The following is an 18,591-nucleotide window of genomic DNA, read 5'->3' as shown; positions in this document are numbered from 1 at the left end:
TCTCAACGCGAGCAGTGGCTTGGGTAGTCGCCGCCATGCTGTCGGCCTGTGGCGGTGGCGGTGGCGGTGGAGGAGCAGGCGGAGGTGGTGCGTCCAACGGCTTTCAGCTGAGCTTCGAGCCGGGCACGCTCAACGCCAGTTTCTACGAGGGGGAACCGACCACGGCCTTGGTTCAAACCCGAGCCAACCAGCCGCACAGCGCGCCGGTTCAAGTGGCGATCGTGGACAGCGCAGGCATCCTTGGCAACGGCGTCCAAATCACCGCCAACTCCACGCTGGCCTATGACGCATTGCTACCGCTGTCGAGCACGCTCAAGGCTGGCAGCTACAGCGGCACTCTGGAAGTGCGGGTTTGCGAGGACCTGCCCACCACGTGCAGCAAGCCGGTCAGCGGCTCGCCCTGGCGCCTGCCGTATCAGATCAAAGTCCAGCCTCAAACCTCGCTCAAGCCGCTCAGCCCAGTGCCTGGCGCCGCTGCATGGAGCGGCTACCTCGGCGATAGCAGCCACAGTGCGACAGTTGCCCTGACGCTATCGGCGAGTGACTTCTCCCGCCGCTGGAGACTAGAAGCCGCATCAGCCACAGCCCGCGAAAGCCTCGCAGTCGTAGCAGGCGGCCTGCTGATCACGGTGGTCTCCGATCGCAACAACGGCGCCCCGGCGCTCGTGGCACGCCGAGAGCACGACGGCAGCGAAGCCTGGCGCCGCCCGCTGGGCACCGTCAATGACACGGCAGGCGGCCCCACCGTTGCTGACGGCAGCGTGTATGTGTTCACGTCGGACTACGACCGCACGATGCTGTGGCGGTTCGACCTGGCGTCCGGTCAGCTGCTCGGTCAGCGAAGCATTGGCGGCAACACCACCGACCACCCACCCGGTCCGCTGGCACTCGGCGGCAAGCTGTTCACGTGCCGCACCGCCAGTGGCGGCCTCGGGCGCTACGACGCGCAGTCCCTTACGTCCGAAGCCACGACCACACTGCCAGGCCGGCAAGACACCTGCACACCGGCCACCGATGGCGCCCTGCTCTATCTCTTCGCCGACAAGTCATTGATGGCGGTGAATGCCGCCAGCGGCCAGTTGGCTTACAGCGTTGCGGTCGATGGCCTCCCGACCTATTTAACAGCGCCGCCCGTCCTCGATGGTGCAGGTCACGCCTTCGTTTCGGTCTATTCGCTTGACACCCAGGTCACCGGGACCAGCCGGCTGCTGGCTTTTGACCTGAACACCAGGCAGTTGCTGTGGCAACAACAGGGGGGTTTCAGCACGACACCGGTCGTCTCCGGGTCGACGGTTTTCGTCGTCAACGGCCGCGACCTGGAGGCACGTTCGGCCAGCAGTGGCGCGCTGCTATGGAGTTGGCACAGCAACGCCACGACGTTGGGGGAGTTGGAGAGCTCGCTGGTTGCCACGCGTACCCATGTGTTCGTGTCCAGTCGCTGGACCACCGACGCCATCGACCTGACCACGCACGCTCGTGTCTGGGGAGAGAACCTGGGCGGCGCACTGGCGCTGTCGCCACAAGGTGTCCTTTACATCAGCCCATTTTTCACGGGCGGCATGCGGGCGATCAACCTCCGCTGAGCCCGCGTTTCATCTCCTGCAGCCTCAGCACGCGGCGCTGCACCTTGCCCGTCGTCGTCATGGGCAGCGCGTCGATGAACTCGATGTCCTTGGGGTACTCGTACGGCGCCAGCCGCGCCTTCACGTGGGCCTGCAGCGCCTCGACGAGCGCCGCGTTGCCCACGTGCCCGTCGGCCAGCACGACGTAGGCCTTGACGAGCGCGCCGCGCTCCGCGTCGGGCTTGGGCACGACGGCCGCGTTGGCCACAGCCGGGTGCTTGAGCAGGCAGTTCTCGATCTCACCGGGGCCGATGCGGTAGCCCGCGCTCTTGAACACGTCGTCGGCGCGGCCCTCGTACCACAGCGTGCCATCGGCGTCGCTGCGGGCCAGGTCGCCGGTGCGGCACCAGTCGCCGGTGAACTTGGCCTTCGTCGCGGCGTCGTTGTTCCAGTAGCCCAGGAAGAACACGGGGTCGGGCGTGCCATGGCGGTCGAACGCGTTGACGGCCACCTCGCCGACCTCGCCCGGCGCGCACTCGCGGCCGTCGTCGTCGATGACGGCCACGCGGTGGCCCGGGTAGGCCCGGCCCATGCTGCCGGGTCTGGCCGGCCACAGCGCCTGGCAGTTGCCGACGACGTAGTTCATCTCGGTCTGGCCGAACATCTCGTTGACGGGCACGCCCAAGGCATCGCGGCACCAGCTGAACACCGCGTCGCCGACGGCCTCGCCGGCGCTCATCAGCGCGCGCAGCTTCAGCCCATGGCGGCGCGGCCGCGGCTCGGCCTTCATCATGGCCTTGAGCGCCGTCGGGAACAGGAAGGCGTGCGTCACGCCATAGCTGGCCATCAGCTCGAAGGCCTTGGCGGCCGAGAAGCGGCCCTGCCACGCGACGATGGGCCGGCCGAAGTACAGCGTCGGCAGCAGCGCGTCCATCAGCCCGCCGGTCCAGGCCCAGTCGGCCGGGCTCCAGAACACAGCGTCGCTCGGCTGGCGCGCGTCGAACGGATCGAAGCCGAACCAGTCCTGGCTGGCGACGAAGCCGCTCAGGTTGCCGATCAGCGCGCGCTGCGGGATCAGCGCGCCCTTGGGGTTGCCGGTGGTGCCGCTGGTGTAGATGAGGATGGCCGGGTCGCCGGCCTGCGTGGCCACGGGCTTGAAGCGCGCGGCCTCGGCCTGCAGCGCCTCCATCCAGCACAGCTCGCCGGGCTGCACCGTGCAGTCGCCGACGACGACGATGCGGCGCAGCGCCGGGCAGCGGTCCTGCACCTCGCGCAGCGCCGGCATCGCCTCGCAGGCCGCGATGGCGAGCACGGCGCCGCTGTCCTGCAGCCGGAACTCCAGCGCCTCGGCACCGAACAGCATCGACAGCGGCATGGCCACCGCGCCGATCTGCTGGAGGGCGATGTGCGCCACGGCCGTCTCGAAGCGCTGCGGCAGCACGATGGCGACGCGGTGGCCGCGGCGCACGCCCTGTACCAGCAGCGCGTTGGACAGCCGGTTGGCGGCGCGCTGCAGCTGCGCGTAGCTGTAGGCGGCGCGGCAGCCGCTCTCGCTGTCGAAATAGATGGCCGTGGCCTTGGGCGTCTCGCGGGCCCAGCGGCCGCAGCAGGCCTCGGCGATGTTGAAGTCGTCCGGCACCTGCCAGCGGAAGGCGGCGTGCAGCTGCTCGTAGCGGTCTTCAGCCATCAGCCCCCCGATTTGAACGAGGGGCGATGCTAGCCAGCCCGTCCCGGGCCGGCGTCATGGATTGCCCTTGGCCGAAACCGGGCCGTCCGAATAGCGGACCGAGCGCAGGGCCGCTCCCAAGCCGGCCCGCGGTGGGCGATGTGCTTGCGGCTCAACGCCGCAAGCATCGCCTTCCCCCAGGGGGACCGACCAGGATCGCCCGCGTTCAGCGGGGCGACCTGGGCGAGGGGCTCACAACCCCAGCCACGCGGAAGGCGACCACATGCTGGGCCGGTCGCCATCGGCATAGCGCTCCAGCGCGTCGCCGGTCAGGCGGCAGATGCGCCACTCGGGCATCACGTCGGCGCCCAGCTTCTCGTAGAAGCGGATGGCGTCCTCGTTCCAGTCCAGCACGGTCCAGTCGAAGCGGCCGTAGCCGCGTTCGCAGGCCAGCCGCGCCAGCTCGATGAGCAGCGCGCGGCCCAGGCCGCTGCGGCGGTGGGCGGGGCGCACGTACAGGTCTTCCAGGTACAGGCCCGGCTTGGACAGGAAGGTCGAGAAGTTCTTGTAGAACAGCGCGAAGGCCACGACCTCGCCGTTGATCTCGCCCACCATGCACTCGGCCACCGGGTCGTCGCCGAACAGGTGCGGCTTAAGGCTGTCGGGCGTCACGGCCAGCAGATGCGTGAGGTTCTCGAACTCGGCCAGCTCGCTGATCAGCTGGACGATGTCTTTCAGGTCGCGCGGCTCGGCGGCGCGGATGTCGTGGCGGGGTGCGGGCATGGTGACCCCATTGTCTGCGGACAACCGTGGCCTACAGTGCGGATATGCCCCATGTCTACCCCCTTCGTCGCCCGCACCGCAGCGAATTCCTGACCCTGCGCGGCCTGCGCCACCATGTGCTGCGCTGGGGCCAGGCCTTGCCGGGCCGCCCGCCGCTGGTGATGGTGCACGGCTGGATGGACGTCGGTGCGTCGTTCCAGTTCGTCGTCGACGCTTCTGCCGAGGACCGCGAGGTCATCGCGCTGGACTGGCGCGGCTTCGGCCTCAGCGGCACCACCGGCGCCGACTGCTACTGGTTCCCCGATTACCTGGGCGACCTGGACGCGCTGCTGGACGCCGTCAGCCCCGGCGCGCCGGTGGACCTGCTGGGCCACAGCATGGGCGGCAACGTGGCGATGAGCTACGCCGGCGTTCGCCCGCAACGCGTGCGTCGCTTGATCAATCTCGAAGGCTTCGGCATGCCCGACGTCGCGCCCGCCGCCGCACCCGAGCGGCTGGCGCGCTGGCTGGACGAGCTGAAAGACCCGCCCTCGCTGCGCCCCTACGCGACGCTGGCCGACGTCGCCGAGCGCCTGCGCAAGAACAACCCGCGCCTGGCCGCCGACAAGGCCGCCTGGCTGGCCGGCTACTGGGCGCGCGAGACCCCCGAGGGCTTCCTGCTGAACGCCGACCCCGCGCACAAGCTCGCCAACCCGGTGCTGTACCGCAAGGCCGAGGTGCTGGCCTGCTGGCAGCGCATCGCGGCGCCCACGCTGTGGGTGGAGGGCAGTGACGACCAGCTGGCGCGCTTCTGGGGCACGCGCTTCCCGCGCGAGGAGTTCGAGGCCCGGCTGGCCGTGGTGCCGGACGTGCAGCGGGTCGTGCTGCAGGACGCCGGCCACATGCTGCACCACGACCAGCCCGAGGCGCTGGCTGAGCATTTGGAACGCTTTCTGTCCTGAAGCGCGCCGGCGGCGCGGCGGTGCGCCAGAGAATCGGGCCCATGGCCCGTCGCTGCCCACCCCTGCTCGTCGCCCGCCGGCTGCTGCTGGCCATGGCGCTGTGCGGCAGCGCCATGGCCGCGGTGGCCGACTGCGGACGGCCGCTGCAGGTGGCCGTGTCCGACCTGGGCGTCGGCAGCTACCAGGAGCAGGGCCAGATCCGCGGCCTCATCCCCGAGCTGACGCAGGAACTGGCAGCCCGCAGCGGCTGCCGGTTGACGCTGGTGTTCATGCCCCGCGCCCGCGCGCTGCAGGACTTCGACGTCGGCCGCGTCGACGTCATCACGTCGGTGATGCGAACGCCGGAACGCGACGCGCTGGGCGTCTACCTGCCCTATGGCTACACCAAGCATGACCTGCTGCTGGCCCCCGAGGCGGCCGCCGGCATCGCCAGCCTGGCCGACCTGATCCGCCGGCCGGAGCTGCGGCTGGGCGTGGTGCGCGGCATCCGCACCAACACGCGCGTGGACCTGCACCTCGAACAGCTGCTGGCGACGCGCCGCGCCGAGTACTCACCGGACTTCGCCAACCTCGCCGCCAAGCTGGCCGCCCGGCGCGTGCAGGCGGTCATCATGCCCAACGCGCTGCACATCAAGCTGCGCCGCGACGGCGCGCTGGCGCCCGACATCGCCACCGTCAGCATCCCCGAGGCGCGCCCGCAGGTGCTGGGCCTGTACGTGAACCGTGCCGCCGTGCCCGCCGCCGTCGCCCACCGGCTGCGCGACCAGCTGGCGGCGATGGTCAAGAGCGGTTGGGTGCGGCAGGCCTATGTGCGCCACTTCGGCGAGGCCGAGACGCGTCGCATGGAGCTGGCGGCGCTGGAGCACTAGGAACCTGCGTCCTCGTCCAGCCGGCGCATGCGGCGGGCGTAGACGATGACGATGGCGCAGAAGCCCAGCAGCGCCCCCTGCGACGCCAGCCAGAACGCCAGCGGCCAGCCGAACAGCTCCACGCTCAGCTCGCGCGCGAACACCACCGGCACGAAGGCCACCAGCGCCCAGGCCAGCAGCAGCCCGGCGGTCAGCCGGCGCGTGCGGCGCCAGTAGTCGCTACTCATGCAGCAGCCCCCATTGCTGGAGCATGAAGATGTTGGTGCGCGCCGCCTCGCGCAGCGCATCGAAGCGGCCCGACGCGCCGCCGTGGCCGGCCGTCATGTTGATGTCGAACAGCACCGGCGCCCGGCCCTGGTTCAGCTCGCGCAGCCGGGCGACGTACTTGGCGGCCTCCCAGTACGGCACCTGGCTGTCGTTGATGGCGGTCTTGGCCAGCACGGCCGGGTAGGCGGCCGGCTTCAGGTTGTCGTAGGGGCTGTAGGCGCGCATCCAGGCGTACTCAGCGGCCTTGTTGGGGTTGCCCCACTCGATGTACTCCTCGGTCGTCAGCGGCAGGCTGGCGTCCAGCATGGTGTTGATGACGTCGACGAACGGCACCTGCGCGACGACGGCCTTGAACAGGTCGGGCCGCAGGTTGGTGGCCGCGCCCACCAGCAGGCCACCGGCGCTGCCGCCGTGGATGATGAGCTGGCTGGGCTGGGTGTAGCCCTGCTTCACCAGTGCTTCGGCGCAGGCGACGAAGTCGGTGAAGGTGTTCATCTTCTTGCCGAGCTTGCCGTCCAGGTACCACTGCCGGCCCAGGTCGCCGCCGCCGCGCACATGGGCGATGGCGTAGACGACGCCGCGGTCCAGCAGCGACAGCCGGCCGCTGCCGAAGCGCGGGTCACTGGGGATGCCGTAGCTGCCGTAGCCGTACAGCAGCAGCGGCTGCGGGCCGGCGCGGCGCTTGTCCTTGCGGTAGATGAGGCTGATGGGCACCTTGACGCCGTCCGGCGCCGTGGCCCACAGCCGCTCGCTGGCGTACAGGCCGGCGTCGTAGCCGCCCTGCACCGGCGCCACCTTCAGCAGCTGCAGCTGGCCGCTGGCCAGGTCGGCCTCGTAGGTGCTGGTGGGCGTCGTCAGCGAGTTGTAGGCGAAGCGCACGCGCGTCGCATCGAACTCGCGCTGGCTGGCCAGCGTGGCGCCGTAAGCCAGCTCCTGGAAGGCCACGTCGCGCGGCGCGCCGCCGGCCAGCGGGTAGATGCGCAGCTTGACCGAACCGCCCTCGCGAATCTGCGCGACGGCATGGGTCTTGAAGGCCACTGCCTGCTCGACCATCGCGTCGTCGCGGGCCGCGATGAGCTCGCGGCCGCGCGCCAGGTCCCTGGCCGTGAACAGCGCTCCGGCGCCCGGCTTCATCGGCAGCCGCAGCAGCCGGAAGTTGACGCCACGGTCGTTGATGCGCAGCAGCAGCTCGGCGCCGAACGGCGTGACGGCGTACTCCTGCCCGGCCCGGCGCGGCAGCACCTCGCGCCAGCGGCCCTCGGGCCGCGCGGCCGGCAGCACGCGCCAGTCCATCGTGTCCTTGGAGCGCGAGCCCAGCATCAGCGTGCGCCCGTCCAGCGACTTCGCCAGCACCAGGTTGAACAGCTCGTCCTTCTCCTCGTGCACCAGCGTGTCGGCCGCCGTGCCCAGGCGGTGCCGCCACAGCTGGTGCGAGCGGCGCGCGTCGTTGTGGCGGATGTAGAACAGCGTGCGGCTGTCGGCCGCCCACTCGAAGGCGTCGGCATGCGGCGTGGTGGCGACGACGCGGTCCTCGCCGGTGGCGATGTCGCGCACGTGCAGCTCGAAGTCGCGCGCGCCGGTGGCGTCCACGGCATAGGCCAGCAGCCGGTCGTCGGGGCTGACGGACAGGCCGTTCAGGTTCACGAACTTGCGCGTCCTGGCCAGTTCGTTCAGGTCCAGCAGCACCTGCTCGGGCGCGTTCGCGTCGTCCACACGGTCGGCGCCCTGCGCGGCACGACGGACGTACACCGGGTATTGCTGGCCCACGTCGATGCGGCTCACGTACCACCAGCGCCCCTGGCGCTGCGGCACGCCCTGGTCGCGCTGCTGCACGCGGCCCTTCATCTCTTCGAAGAGCTGCTGCTCGGCCGCGGCCAGCGGCTTGAACCAGGCGTCCGCGTAGGCGGCCTCGGCCTTCAGGTGGGCCTGCACGGCGGGGGCGTCCTTCTCGCGCAGCCAGAAGTAGTCGTCGATGCGGCGGTCGCCGTGCACGCTGACGTCACGGGGCTTCTTGGCAGCGACGGGGGCGGTGGCGGTGTCCTGGGCCTGCACGGCGCGGGTGGCGCAGATCAGGCTGGTGGCAAGCACGGCCGCGTGGGCCAGCGCGCGCCAGGCGGGCATGGAATGCATGTGCTGATTTCTCCCGCCGGGCGCCGCCCTCGGCAGCCCACCCCGGCGGCCTGCAGTGTGCCTGCTCCGCCCCATGCAAAAATCGCGGCCTTTCCCGAACTGCACCGCTGTGCCCGTCATGGACATCGAACACATCAACCAAATCGGCAATTCCCTGGCCGACCTCTCAGCGCGCACCGACGCGCTAAGGGGGTATCTTTGACTTCGATCGCAAAGCACTGCGACTGAACGAGGTCAACGCCGCCCTCGAGAACCCCAACGTCTGGAACGACCAGAAGCGCGCCCAGGAGCTGGGCAAGGAAAAGCGCACGCTGGAGACCGTGGTCGAAACGATCACGCACCTGACCAGTTCTCTGGCCGACAACACCGAGCTGTTCGAGATGAGCCGCGAGGAAGGTGACGAGGCCGGCATGCTGGCCATCGAGGCCGACGCCGCGCAGCTGCAGGCCAAGGTCGAGGAACTCGAGTTCCGCCGCATGTTCAACAACCCGGCCGACCCGCTGAACTGCTTCATCGACATCCAGGCCGGCGCCGGCGGCACCGAGGCCTGCGACTGGGCCGGCATGCTGCTGCGCCAGTACCTGAAGTACGCCGAGCGCAAGGGCTTCAAGGCGACGATGGAAGACGAGACGCCGGGCGACGTGGCCGGCATCAAGAGCGCCACCATCAAGGTCGAGGGCGAGTACGCCTTCGGCCTGCTGCGCACCGAGACCGGCGTGCACCGCCTCGTGCGCAAGAGCCCGTTCGACTCGTCCGGCGGCCGCCACACCTCGTTCGCGTCGCTGTTCGTGTACCCGGAAGTCGACGACTCCATCGAGATCGACATCAACCCGGCCGATGTGCGCACCGACACCTTCCGCGCCAGCGGCGCCGGTGGCCAGCACATCAACAAGACCGACTCGGCGGTGCGCCTGACGCACATCCCGACCGGCATCGTCGTGCAATGCCAGGACGGCCGCAGCCAGCACAGCAACCGCGACGTGGCCTGGAAGCGCCTGCGTTCGCGTCTGTACGACCATGAGATGAAGAAGCGCATGGCCGAGCAGCAGGCGCTGGAAGACACCAAGACCGACGTCGGCTGGGGTCACCAGATCCGCAGCTATGTGCTGGACCAGAGCCGCATCAAGGACCTGCGCACGAACTACGAAACGTCCGCCACGCAGAAGGTGCTGGACGGCGACCTCGACCCCTTCATCACCGAGTCGCTCAAGCAAGGCATCTGATGCCCGGGGCCGCCACCGCGCGGCCCCTTGTGTTTCCCGCCGCCACCGCGGCGCGTTTTTCTGCCCCCCAAGGAAGCCCCTCATGCGTGAAGGCACCGCCCCCCTGATCCAACGTCTGGACTACCAGCAGCCGGCGTTCTGGATTCGCAAGGTCGACCTGACCTTCGACCTCGACCCCGCCAAGACCCTGGTCACGAGCAAGATGCAGGTCGAGCGCAACCGCGCCGTGCCGCACGGCCCGCTGCGGCTGCACGGCGAGGAACTGAACCTGCTGCGCGCGCTGATCAACGGCGCCGGCGTGTCCTTCCGCCAGGAGGGCCACGAGCTCGTCATCGACAACCCGCCGGACGAGGACTTCACGTTCGAGATCCGCAACACCGTCTGCCCCGAGAAGAACACGGCGCTGTCGGGTCTGTACACGTCGGGCGGCAGCTTCTTCACGCAGTGCGAGGCCGAGGGCTTCCGCCGCATCACCTACTTCCTGGACCGCCCGGACGTGATGGCCGTCTACACGGTCACGCTGCGCGCCGATGCGGCCAAGTACCCGGTGCTGCTGTCCAACGGCAACCTGGTCGACAGTGGCACGCTGGAGAACGGCCGCCACTTCGCCGTCTGGAACGACCCCTTCCCCAAGCCCAGCTACCTGTTCGCCGTCGTCGCCGGTGACCTCGTCGCGCGCGAGCAGCGTGTGCGCACCCGCGCCGGCAAGGATCACCTGCTGCAGGTCTACGTGCGCCGTGGCGACCTGGAGAAGACCGAGCACGCGATGAACTCGCTGATCGCGTCGATGGTCTGGGACGAGGCCCGCTTCGGCCTGCCGCTGGATCTGGAGCGCTTCATGGTCGTCGGCGTGTCCGACTTCAACATGGGCGCGATGGAGAACAAGGGCCTGAACATCTTCAACACGGCCGCCCTGCTCGCCTCGCCCGCCACCGCGACGGATGCCGACTTCGCGCGCATCGAGTCCATCGTCGCGCACGAGTACTTCCACAACTGGACCGGCAACCGCGTCACCTGCCGCGACTGGTTCCAGCTGTCGCTGAAGGAAGGCCTGACCGTCTTCCGCGACCAGGAATTCAGCATGGACATGGCCGGCACGTCGTCGGCCCGCGCCGTCTGCCGCATCCAGGACGTGCGCCAGCTGCGCGCGCTGCAGTTCCCCGAGGACAGCGGCGCCATGGCCCACCCGGTGCGCCCGGACAGCTACAGCGAGATCAACAACTTCTACACGGCCACCGTCTACGAGAAGGGCTCGGAAGTCGTCCGCATGTACCAGACGCTGGTCGGCCGCGCGGGCTTCGAGGCCGGCATGAAGCTGTACTTCGAGCGCCACGACGGCCAGGCCGTGACCTGCGACGATTTCGCAGCGGCCATCGCCGACGCCAACCCCGGCTCGGCGCTGGCCACGCGCCTGGACACCTTCAAGCGCTGGTACTCGCAAGCCGGCACGCCGCGCGTGAAAGCGCATGGCGAGCACGACGCCGCCGCCCGCACCTACACGCTGCGCCTGACGCAGCACACGCCCGCCACGCCGGGCCAGGCGGACAAGCTGCCCCAGGTCATCCCCGTCGTCATGGGTCTGCTGGACCGCCACGGTGCGGCGCTGGCACTGAACGCCGCCGGCGACACCGAGACCGTGCTGGTGCTGGACCAGGCCGAGCAGACCTTCGTCTTCGAGAACATCGACAGCGAGCCCGTGCCGTCGCTGCTGCGCGGCTTCTCGGCCCCGGTGGTGCTGGACGACGGCCTGTCCGACGCCGCGCTGCTGGTGCTGATGCGCCACGACAGCGACCCGTTCAACCGCTGGGAAGCCAGCCAGCGCCTGGCGCTGAACCGCATCCTGCACGCGCTGCGCGCCGGCCAGCCGCTGCAGCTCAGCCCCGTCTTCATCGACGCGATGCGCGCCCTGCTCAAGCACCCCGAGCTGGACCCCGCCTTCAAGGAACTGGCGCTGACGCTGCCCGGCGAGGCCTACATCGCCGAGCAGCTGGACGTCGTCGACCCGCAGGCCATCCACGCCGCGGTCATGGCCGCTCAACAGCAGCTCGCCAGCGCGCTGCGCGACGACTGGGCCGCCGCCTTCGAGGCGCACCAGGTGCAGGGCGGCTACGCGCCCGACCCGGTGTCGTCCGGCAAGCGGGCTCTCGCCAACCTGGCGCTGTCCATGCTCGTGCTGGACGCCCGCGCCACCGGTGACACGGTCTGGCCCGGCAAGGCCTACCAGCGCTTCAAGGACGCGTCCAACATGACGGACCGCCTCGGCGCGCTGGCCGCGCTGGTCAACGCCGGCGCCGAGCTGGCCCAGCCCGCGCTGGAGCGTTTCCACGCGCTGTTCAAGGACGACGCGCTGGTCATCGACAAGTGGTTCGCGCTGCAGGCGCGCGCGCCGGAAAGCGAGGGCCGCGTGTTCGCCCGCGCCAAGGCGCTGACCAAGCACGCCGACTTCACGCTGAAGAACCCGAACCGCGCGCGCAGCCTGCTGGCTTCGCTTTGCATGTTCAACCCGGCCGCTTTTCATCGTGCCGACGCGGGCGGCTATGTATTCTGGGCAGAGCAGGTGCTGGCGGTGGACGCCATCAACCCGCAGCTGGCCAGCCGCATCGCCCGCGCGATGGACCGCTGGGCAGTGCTGGCCGAGCCCTACCGCAGCGCCGCCCGCGAGGCCGTGGCCCGCGTGGCCGCCAAGCCCGACCTGTCCACCGACGTCCGCGAGATCGTCGAGCGCGCCCTCGCTTCCGGAAACTGAGCATGCCCATGAGTCGACACACCAGCCTCACCCAATACCTGATCGAGCAACAGCGCGAGCACGGCCACATCCCGCAGGAGCTGCGGCTGCTGATCGAGGTGGTCGCGCGCGCCTGCAAGCGCATCGCCATCGCCGTCAACAAGGGCGCGCTGGGTGGCGTGCTGGGCAGCGCCGGCAGCGAGAACGTGCAGGGCGAAGTCCAGAAGAAGCTCGACATCATCGCCAACGAGGTGCTGATCGAGGCCAATGAATGGGGCGGCCACCTCGCCGCCATGGCCAGCGAGGAGATGGACAGCATCTACGTCGTGCCCAACCGCTACCCTCAGGGCGAGTACCTGCTGCTGTTCGATCCCCTGGACGGCTCCAGCAACATCGACGTCAACGTCTCCATCGGCACCATCTTCAGCGTGCTGCGCAAGGTGGGCCATTCGCGCGGCGTGGCGGAAGAAGACTTCCTGCAACCCGGCAAGCAGCAGGCCGCGGCCGGCTACTGCGTCTACGGCCCGCAGAGCATGCTGGTGCTGACCGTGGGCGACGGCGTCGCGATGTTCACGCTGGACCGCGAGACCGGCTCCTGGGTGCTGACGCAGGACGAGGTCAAGATCCCGGACGACACCCGCGAGTTCGCGATCAACATGTCCAACATGCGCCACTGGGCGCCGCCGGTGACGCGCTACATCGACGAATGCCTGGCCGGCTCCACCGGCCCCCGCGGCAAGGACTTCAACATGCGCTGGGTGGCCAGCATGGTGGCCGACGTGCACCGCATCCTGACCCGCGGCGGCGTGTTCCTCTACCCCTGGGACCAGCGCGAGCCCGACAAGCCCGGCAAGCTGCGCCTGATGTACGAGGCCAACCCGATGGCCTTCCTCATCGAGCAGGCGGGCGGCGCGGCCGTCAACGGCACCGAGCGCATCATGGACCTGAACCCCACCAAGCTGCACGAGCGCGTGGCCGTGGCGCTGGGGTCGAAAAACGAGGTCGAACGCATCGCCGCCTACCATCGCGAGACAAGCTGAAATTTCCCGCTATAATGGCGGGCTTGACGCGCAGGCAACAGCCTTCAAGTCTTGGCCGGCATAGCTCAGTTGGTAGAGCAGCGCATTCGTAATGCGAAGGTCGGGGGTTCGACTCCTCTTGCCGGCACCAAACACACAAGGGCCTGATCGAAAGATCAGGCCCTTTGTCTTTGGGATGTGCCGCCGCCGGCCGTCCCGGATGACGGCGACAGCGCATGCCGGCGCCGGGCGTGGCCCCACAGAATGCCGCGCATGTCATTCCTCGACCGCCTGCTCGGCCGCCCCACCCTCGAGACCCTAATCCAGGACGTCACCCGCTGGCTGCACAGCGAGGGCTGCACGGACATCCAGGCCTTCCCCGACCGGCTGGAGATCAAGTTCCAGCGCCGCGGCAGCGCGCACATGGTGAGCCTGGGCAACCTGCGCCGCGAGTACGAGAAGACGCCGCGCGGCGGGCGCGCCGCACTGCTGCAGAAGTTCCTGTCCAGCGTCGTCATCGATGACAGCCTGCCCAAGGACTACGCCACGGCCCGCCCCAGGCTGATGCCGGTCGTGCGCTCGACCGGCGGCATGGGCATCGCGCGCCAGACCGGCATCGCGGGCGACGCGCCGGCCGGCTCGGGCCCGGTGCATCGCCCGCTCGTGGCGGACGTCGTCGTCGCGCTGGTCATCGACCTGCCCAACTCCATGATGTACGTGCAGGAGCGCAGCCTGGCCGAGTGGGGCGTGACGTGGGAGCAGGCGCTGCAGGACGCCATCGACAACCTGCGCGCGCTGCCCGAGCACGGCGGCTGGCGCGAGATCGCGCCGGGTGTGTGGAGCGGCGAATGGGGCGACACCTACGAAAGCTCGCGGCTGCTGATCCCGGACCTCATCTACCGGCTGGGCATCGGCGACCCCGTGGCCATGGTGCCGTTCCGCAGCGCGCTGCTGGTCACGTCGGCAGGCAATGCCGCGGCCATCACGCAGCTGGTGCAGCTCGCCCACGACGCGCTGGACCACCAGGGCCGCTGGGTGTCGTTCGAGCTGCTGCGGCTGCAGGGCACGCAGTGGACGCACTTCCACGCGTCGGGCGATGCCGCGGACCGGCAGGCCGCGATGCGGGTGCGCAGCCAGGCCGACGACTACGAAGGCCAGCGCCAGGTGCTGGTGAGTCAGTTCGAGGCGAGCCACGAGGACGTCTTCGTCGCCAGCTGCACGCTGATGCGCATCGACGGCGGGCCGGTGACGAGCTACTCGGTGTGGTCGGAGGACGTGGACACGCTGCTGCCGCAGTCGGACAGCGTCGTGCTGCTGTACCGCGACGGCGAGGACAACTGGCACACGCGGCTGGCCTGGGCCACCGTGCTGGCGCAGTTCGGCCACCTGATGGAGCGCACCGACCACGTGCCCGCGCGCTGGCGCGTGCGCCGCTTTCCCGACCGCGCGGCGCTGCGCGCGCTGGCGGCGACGGCCGCGCTGGACTGAGGCTTCTTTAGTCATCCTGAAGCCGGCACGGGCACAGTGCGGGCCGTTGCGGCTTTCCTGCGTTGCCATGGCTTTGCTCTTACCCGCCGGCGGGTTGCCGGCATGAAGATCCTGCTCGTCGAGGATGACCTGGACCTGGGCAACGGCGTGCGCCTGGCGCTGGCCGGCCAGCAGCTGGACGTCGTCTGGGTGCGCCGCCTGGCGGACGCGCACGACGTGCTGGCGCAGGGCCTCTGCGACCTGGTGCTGCTGGACCTGAACCTGCCCGACGGCGATGGCCTGTCGCTGCTGCTGGCGCTGCGCCGCGAGCGCCAGACGCTGCCTGTGCTGATCCTGACCGCGCGCGACGCGCTGGAGGACCGGCTGCGCGGGCTGGACGGCGGCGCCGACGACTACCTCGTCAAGCCCTTCGAGCTGGCCGAGCTGCTGTCGCGCGTGCGGGCGCTGGCGCGGCGCAGCTACGGTTTCGACGGCGACACCCTCAGCGTGCGCGGCCTCAGCCTGCACGAGCCGACGCGGCGCGCCAGCGTGCAGGGGCGCGCCGTGGAGCTGTCGCGCACCGAGTACGAGCTGCTGGCCACGCTGCTCAAGCGCGCCGGCCGCATCGTCACGCGGCACGTGCTGGAGGAGCAGGTGCTGCCGGGGCCCGTCGCCGCCGACAGCAACGTGCTGGACGTGCACATGTCCAACCTGCGCCGCAAGATCGGCGACGGCTTCGTGCGCAATGTGCGCGGCGTGGGCTACATCATCGACATGCCCGACCGCGGTCGGCCCGGCGCCTGATGCGCGGGCTGCTTCGCCCCTCGCTGCTCGGGCGGCTGCTGCTGGCCCAGCTGCTGATGCTGGTGCTGCTGTGGTGCGCGATGCTGGTGTATTTCATCTACCAGTCACTGCACGACCCGTCCGAGCTGGCGCTGGACCCGCGCTACGAGATGATCCTCGCCGCCGCCGACCAGCTCGCCGACCGGCCCGATGCGCAGGCCGCCGTGCTGGCGCGCATCGACCGCTTCCAGCGCATCACCGAGGGGCTGGAGAGCGAGCCCGACCTGCGGCTGAACCTGCTGGTGCGCGGCCCTGACGGGCGGCTGCTGTACGGGTCGCCGGGGCTGCCGCAGGACATCGCCACGCGCACGCCGGGCGACATCGAGAAGGTCAGCGCCGGCGGTCGGCTGTGGCGGGCCCGCACGCTGGCCTCGGCCGACACCGGCATCAGCGTCACGCTGGCCAAGCCGGGTGAGGCCATCAACGTGCTGATCCCGCTGGGCTCGCACGGCTTCCTGGTGCTGCCGCTGCTCATCAGCCTGCCCTTCCTGGCGCTGCCGGCCTGGCTGTCGCTGCGGCTGGCACTGCGGCCGTGGCGGCGGCTGGCCGCCGAGATCGCCACACGCGGCCCGCAGGACCTGCAGCCGCTGGCCTTCCGGCCGCGCCACCGCGAGCTGCGCCCGCTGGTGGACAGCCTGGACGCGCTGCTGGCCCGCGTGCGCGAGAGCGCCCGGCGCGAGCGCGAGTTCATCGCCGACGCCGCGCACGAGCTGCGCACGCCGCTGGCGGCCATGCGCGTCAACGTCGAGGCGCTGCGCGCCTCGGCCACGCTGGCGGCGGAGCCCGCCCAGCGGCAGCTGCTGGACGGCACGCTGCACAGCGGCGAACGCGCCTCGCACGTCGTCGCGCAGTTGCTGGCGTTGATGCGGGCCGATGCGCCGCCCTCGCCCGCCGGCCTGCAGCGGCTGTCGTTGCGCTCGCTGGCGCAGGACCGGCTGGCCGCGTTCGCCGGCCTGGCCGCGCGGCGCGAGGCCGAGCTGGCGCTGGACGCACCGCAGGACGTCGCCGTGCTTGGCGAGGCACAGGGCCTGACGTCGCTGCTGGACAACCTCATCGACAACGCCCTCAAGTACGGGCCGCAAGGCGGCAGCGTGACGCTGCGGCTGCTGGCACACCCCGACGGCGGCGCGCTGCTGGAGGTGCTGGACCAGGGCCCCGGCATCGCGCCGGCGCTGCGTGCGCGCGTGTTCGACCGCTTCTTCCGCGCCGACGCGCTGGCCCAGAGCGGCAGCGGCCTGGGGCTGTCCATCGTCAAGGCCGTCGCCGAGCGCCACGGCGCCACCGTCCAGCTGACGGCGGGCCCCGGCGAGCGAGGCCTGTGCGTGCGTGTACGCTTGCGCGCCTGAGGCGGCGTCAGCCCGCGGAGCCGGGCCCCGGCGGCAGGCGCCGCGCGCGGCGGCCGGCCCGCAGAGGCATCACAGCCAGTAGATGATGCGTTGCAGCCAACGGGGCAGCGGGCGGCTGGGCGTGTAGGTCTGGCGGTATTGGCTGAGCATGGTGGGCCTTTCTTGAGTACTGTTAATTTACACAGTATTTGCCATTGAAGGCAAGTGTCTTCCCGGGTGACATGAGGATTGGTAGCGATATCATTTCCGCATCATCCCCCTGGACGTTCCATGAAGATCCCTTGCGGAAAGCCGGCGCTGTGCCGGCCCTCCACGTTGATTGCCAGCCTCGCCGCCGCGCTGGCACTGGCCGGGTGCGCCGGCCTGGCGCCGCGCACGCCGGCTCCGGCCGACTGGGTGGCAGCCTGGGGCAGCGCGCAGCTGGCGCAGGCCCCTGCCGCCGGCGCGGCGCCGCTGCGCGACGTCAGCCTGCGGCAGGTGGTGCGCACGACGGCGGCCGGCAGCTCGCTGCGGGTGCGCATCAGCAACCTGTTCGGGCGCGAGCCGCTGGTGCTGGGCACCGCGGGCGTGGCGCTGCTGCAGCCCGGCACCGAGGGCGGCCGGCCGCTGCTGCAGGCCGCGACGCTCAAGCCGCTGAGTTTTGACGACCGGGCTGGCCTCACGCTGGCCCCCGGTGCCGAGGCCTGGAGCGACCCGGTCGCGCTGACCCTGCCGCGCGTGGCGGACGTCGCGGTGCAGCTGCACATCGTGTCGGCGCCCGCGCAGGCGACGGCCCACCCGGGCGCGCGCATCAGCAGCTGGCTGCTGCCCGGCAACCACGCCCAGGCGGCCGACTGGACCGATGCGACGGCCCGGGAGGGCTGGTGGCACCTGGCCGCGGTGGACGTGGCCGGCGCGGCGCCGCAGCCGGTGCTGGTGGCCGTCGGCGACTCCATCACCGACGGCTACGGCGTGCCGGCCGGCAGCTACCAGCGCTGGACGGACGCGCTCACGCGCCGCCTGGCCGCGCAGGGCCAGGCCGTCGCCGTCGTGAACACGGGCATCGGCGGCAACCGCATCCTGCAGGACGGCCTGGGGCCGCGGCTGCTGGGCCGCTTCGACCGCGACGCGCTGGCGCGCAGCGGCGTGACGCACGTGATGCTGCTGGAGGGCGTGAACGACCTGGGCACCAGCCACCGCCAGCGCGCGACGACACCCGAGTCGCGCGCGGCGCTGCTGGCCGAGCTGCAGCAAGGCCTCACGGCGCTGGCCGCGCAGGCCCGTGGGCGTGGCGTGTGCCTGTTCGTCGGCACCGTGATGCCCTACGGCGGCAGCGGCTACTACCAGCCCCAGCCGGAGAACGAGGCCGACCGCCAGGCGCTGAACGCGTGGATGCGCGAGCCGGGCCGCTTCGACGGCGTGGTGGACTTCGACGCGCTCGCCCGCGACCCGGCCCGCCCGTCGCACCTGAAGCGCGAGCTGGACAACGACGGCCTGCACCCGTCCATGGCCGGGTACCAGGCGATGGCGGAGGCCTTCCCGGTCGAGTGGCTGGACCGCCGCTGCCCCGCCCGCTGAAGCCGCGCTGACGAAAAAAGGGCTCCCGCGAGGGAGCCCTTTTTGTATTGGCTGTTCGGGCCGAGCGCCGGGCCGCCCCAAGCCGGCCCGCGATGGCGATGTGCAAGCGGCTCAACGCCGCTTGCATCGCCGTCCCCTCGGGGGCTGAGGCCGGACACAGGGCGCCCAGTGGGCGCCCTGCGCCTGCCGAAGC

General features: G+C 70.6%; 14 protein-coding genes and 1 tRNA gene. 11 read left to right on the top strand and 4 right to left on the bottom strand.

Translation table 11 applies throughout. The annotated features are described in order from the left end of the window. Positions 1-35: 35 nt before the first annotated feature. Positions 36-1,583 (top strand): outer membrane protein assembly factor BamB family protein, encoded by a 1,548-nt coding sequence (locus tag AC1Q7O_RS01990; RefSeq protein WP_492662656.1) that lies wholly within the window; start codon positions 36-38, stop codon positions 1,581-1,583. Here the strand turns inward: AC1Q7O_RS01990 and AC1Q7O_RS01985 are convergent. Both AC1Q7O_RS01985 and AC1Q7O_RS01980 read right to left on the bottom strand, forming a co-directional pair. Beyond that, entirely contained in the window at positions 1,570-3,249 is a 1,680-nt protein-coding gene (locus AC1Q7O_RS01985) for an acetate--CoA ligase (RefSeq protein WP_492662117.1), read from the bottom strand. The genes AC1Q7O_RS01990 and AC1Q7O_RS01985 overlap by 14 nt on opposite strands. Before the next feature lie 231 nt (positions 3,250-3,480). Beyond that, positions 3,481-4,011, bottom strand: coding sequence for a GNAT family N-acetyltransferase (locus AC1Q7O_RS01980; protein WP_492662116.1), 531 nt, complete (start codon positions 4,009-4,011; stop codon positions 3,481-3,483). A 44-nt stretch (positions 4,012-4,055) separates the two neighbouring features. Here AC1Q7O_RS01980 and AC1Q7O_RS01975 point away from each other — a divergent pair, with 44 nt between their 5' ends. Together AC1Q7O_RS01975 and AC1Q7O_RS01970 are read left to right on the top strand one after the other, a co-directional pair. Continuing rightward, positions 4,056-4,952 (top strand): alpha/beta fold hydrolase, encoded by an 897-nt coding sequence (locus AC1Q7O_RS01975; RefSeq protein ID WP_492662115.1) that lies wholly within the window; start codon positions 4,056-4,058, stop codon positions 4,950-4,952. A 41-nt stretch (positions 4,953-4,993) separates the two neighbouring features. Next, a complete protein-coding gene (locus AC1Q7O_RS01970) occupies positions 4,994-5,821 on the top strand; it encodes a substrate-binding periplasmic protein (protein ID WP_492662114.1) in 828 nt (275 codons plus the stop codon). Here the strand turns inward: AC1Q7O_RS01970 and AC1Q7O_RS01965 are convergent. Both AC1Q7O_RS01965 and AC1Q7O_RS01960 read right to left on the bottom strand, forming a co-directional pair. After that, positions 5,818-6,048: a DUF4212 domain-containing protein gene (locus tag AC1Q7O_RS01965; RefSeq protein WP_492662113.1), complete on the bottom strand. Its 231-nt coding sequence runs from the start codon at positions 6,046-6,048 to the stop codon at positions 5,818-5,820. The genes AC1Q7O_RS01970 and AC1Q7O_RS01965 overlap by 4 nt on opposite strands. Next, positions 6,041-8,209 (bottom strand): S9 family peptidase, encoded by a 2,169-nt coding sequence (locus AC1Q7O_RS01960; protein WP_492662655.1) that lies wholly within the window; start codon positions 8,207-8,209, stop codon positions 6,041-6,043. The genes AC1Q7O_RS01965 and AC1Q7O_RS01960 overlap by 8 nt, the downstream gene beginning before the upstream one ends. 127 nt (positions 8,210-8,336) lie before the next feature. Between AC1Q7O_RS01960 and prfB the strand changes: the two genes are divergently transcribed. The 8 genes from prfB to AC1Q7O_RS01920 all read left to right on the top strand — a co-directional run bounded on the left by prfB (position 8,337) and on the right by AC1Q7O_RS01920 (position 18,398). Beyond that, positions 8,337-9,441 (top strand): peptide chain release factor 2 gene (prfB, locus tag AC1Q7O_RS01955; RefSeq protein ID WP_492662111.1). Its coding sequence is split into 2 segments (ribosomal slippage): positions 8,337-8,417 and positions 8,419-9,441, totalling 1,104 coding nucleotides; the frame shifts between segments, so codons are not numbered across the junction. A gap of 82 nt (positions 9,442-9,523) precedes the next feature. Beyond that, on the top strand, positions 9,524-12,187 hold the full coding sequence (gene pepN, locus AC1Q7O_RS01950) for an aminopeptidase N (protein WP_492662110.1): 2,664 nt from the start codon (positions 9,524-9,526) through the stop codon (positions 12,185-12,187). 8 nt (positions 12,188-12,195) lie between these two features. After that, positions 12,196-13,206 (top strand): class 1 fructose-bisphosphatase, encoded by a 1,011-nt coding sequence (locus AC1Q7O_RS01945; RefSeq protein WP_492662109.1) that lies wholly within the window; start codon positions 12,196-12,198, stop codon positions 13,204-13,206. Positions 13,207-13,260: 54 nt separating this feature from the next. Continuing rightward, positions 13,261-13,336 (top strand) — tRNA-Thr (locus AC1Q7O_RS01940). Positions 13,337-13,458: 122 nt separating this feature from the next. Further along, the gene (locus AC1Q7O_RS01935; protein ID WP_492662108.1) at positions 13,459-14,673 is read left to right on the top strand and encodes a DUF1444 domain-containing protein; all 1,215 of its coding nucleotides are present in this window, start codon (positions 13,459-13,461) and stop codon (positions 14,671-14,673) included. Positions 14,674-14,775: 102 nt separating this feature from the next. Continuing rightward, positions 14,776-15,456, top strand: a complete 681-nt coding sequence (locus AC1Q7O_RS01930; RefSeq protein ID WP_492662107.1) for a response regulator — start codon at positions 14,776-14,778, stop codon at positions 15,454-15,456. Next, positions 15,456-16,841 carry an ATP-binding protein gene (locus tag AC1Q7O_RS01925; protein WP_492662106.1) on the top strand — a complete coding sequence of 462 codons (1,386 nt, stop codon included), beginning with the start codon at positions 15,456-15,458 and terminating at the stop codon, positions 16,839-16,841. The genes AC1Q7O_RS01930 and AC1Q7O_RS01925 overlap by 1 nt, the downstream gene beginning before the upstream one ends. Positions 16,842-17,111: 270 nt before the next feature. Further along, a complete protein-coding gene (locus tag AC1Q7O_RS01920) occupies positions 17,112-18,398 on the top strand; it encodes an SGNH/GDSL hydrolase family protein (RefSeq protein WP_492662105.1) in 1,287 nt (428 codons plus the stop codon). The last annotated feature ends 193 nt before the right edge of the window (positions 18,399-18,591 follow it).

It is taken from the genome of Roseateles sp. GW823-FHT07B05, assembly GCF_058794515.1.
Note: the sequence above shows the minus strand (reverse complement) of the source record. Positions and strands in the feature narration are given on the sequence as shown.

Excerpts from the sequence above, each read along its gene's own strand:
- AC1Q7O_RS01990 (WP_492662656.1), top strand. The coding sequence starts at position 36 with ATGCTGTCGGCCTGTGGCGGTGGCGGTGGCGGTGGAGGAGCAGGCGGA.
- AC1Q7O_RS01985 (WP_492662117.1), bottom strand. The coding sequence starts at position 3,249 with ATGGCTGAAGACCGCTACGAGCAGCTGCACGCCGCCTTCCGCTGGCAG.
- AC1Q7O_RS01980 (WP_492662116.1), bottom strand. The coding sequence starts at position 4,011 with ATGCCCGCACCCCGCCACGACATCCGCGCCGCCGAGCCGCGCGACCTG.
- AC1Q7O_RS01975 (WP_492662115.1), top strand. The coding sequence starts at position 4,056 with ATGCCCCATGTCTACCCCCTTCGTCGCCCGCACCGCAGCGAATTCCTG.
- AC1Q7O_RS01970 (WP_492662114.1), top strand. The coding sequence starts at position 4,994 with ATGGCCCGTCGCTGCCCACCCCTGCTCGTCGCCCGCCGGCTGCTGCTG.
- AC1Q7O_RS01965 (WP_492662113.1), bottom strand. The coding sequence starts at position 6,048 with ATGAGTAGCGACTACTGGCGCCGCACGCGCCGGCTGACCGCCGGGCTG.
- AC1Q7O_RS01960 (WP_492662655.1), bottom strand. The coding sequence starts at position 8,209 with ATGCCCGCCTGGCGCGCGCTGGCCCACGCGGCCGTGCTTGCCACCAGC.
- pepN (WP_492662110.1), top strand. The coding sequence starts at position 9,524 with ATGCGTGAAGGCACCGCCCCCCTGATCCAACGTCTGGACTACCAGCAG.
- AC1Q7O_RS01945 (WP_492662109.1), top strand. The coding sequence starts at position 12,196 with ATGAGTCGACACACCAGCCTCACCCAATACCTGATCGAGCAACAGCGC.
- AC1Q7O_RS01935 (WP_492662108.1), top strand. The coding sequence starts at position 13,459 with ATGTCATTCCTCGACCGCCTGCTCGGCCGCCCCACCCTCGAGACCCTA.
- AC1Q7O_RS01930 (WP_492662107.1), top strand. The coding sequence starts at position 14,776 with ATGAAGATCCTGCTCGTCGAGGATGACCTGGACCTGGGCAACGGCGTG.
- AC1Q7O_RS01925 (WP_492662106.1), top strand. The coding sequence starts at position 15,456 with ATGCGCGGGCTGCTTCGCCCCTCGCTGCTCGGGCGGCTGCTGCTGGCC.
- AC1Q7O_RS01920 (WP_492662105.1), top strand. The coding sequence starts at position 17,112 with ATGAAGATCCCTTGCGGAAAGCCGGCGCTGTGCCGGCCCTCCACGTTG.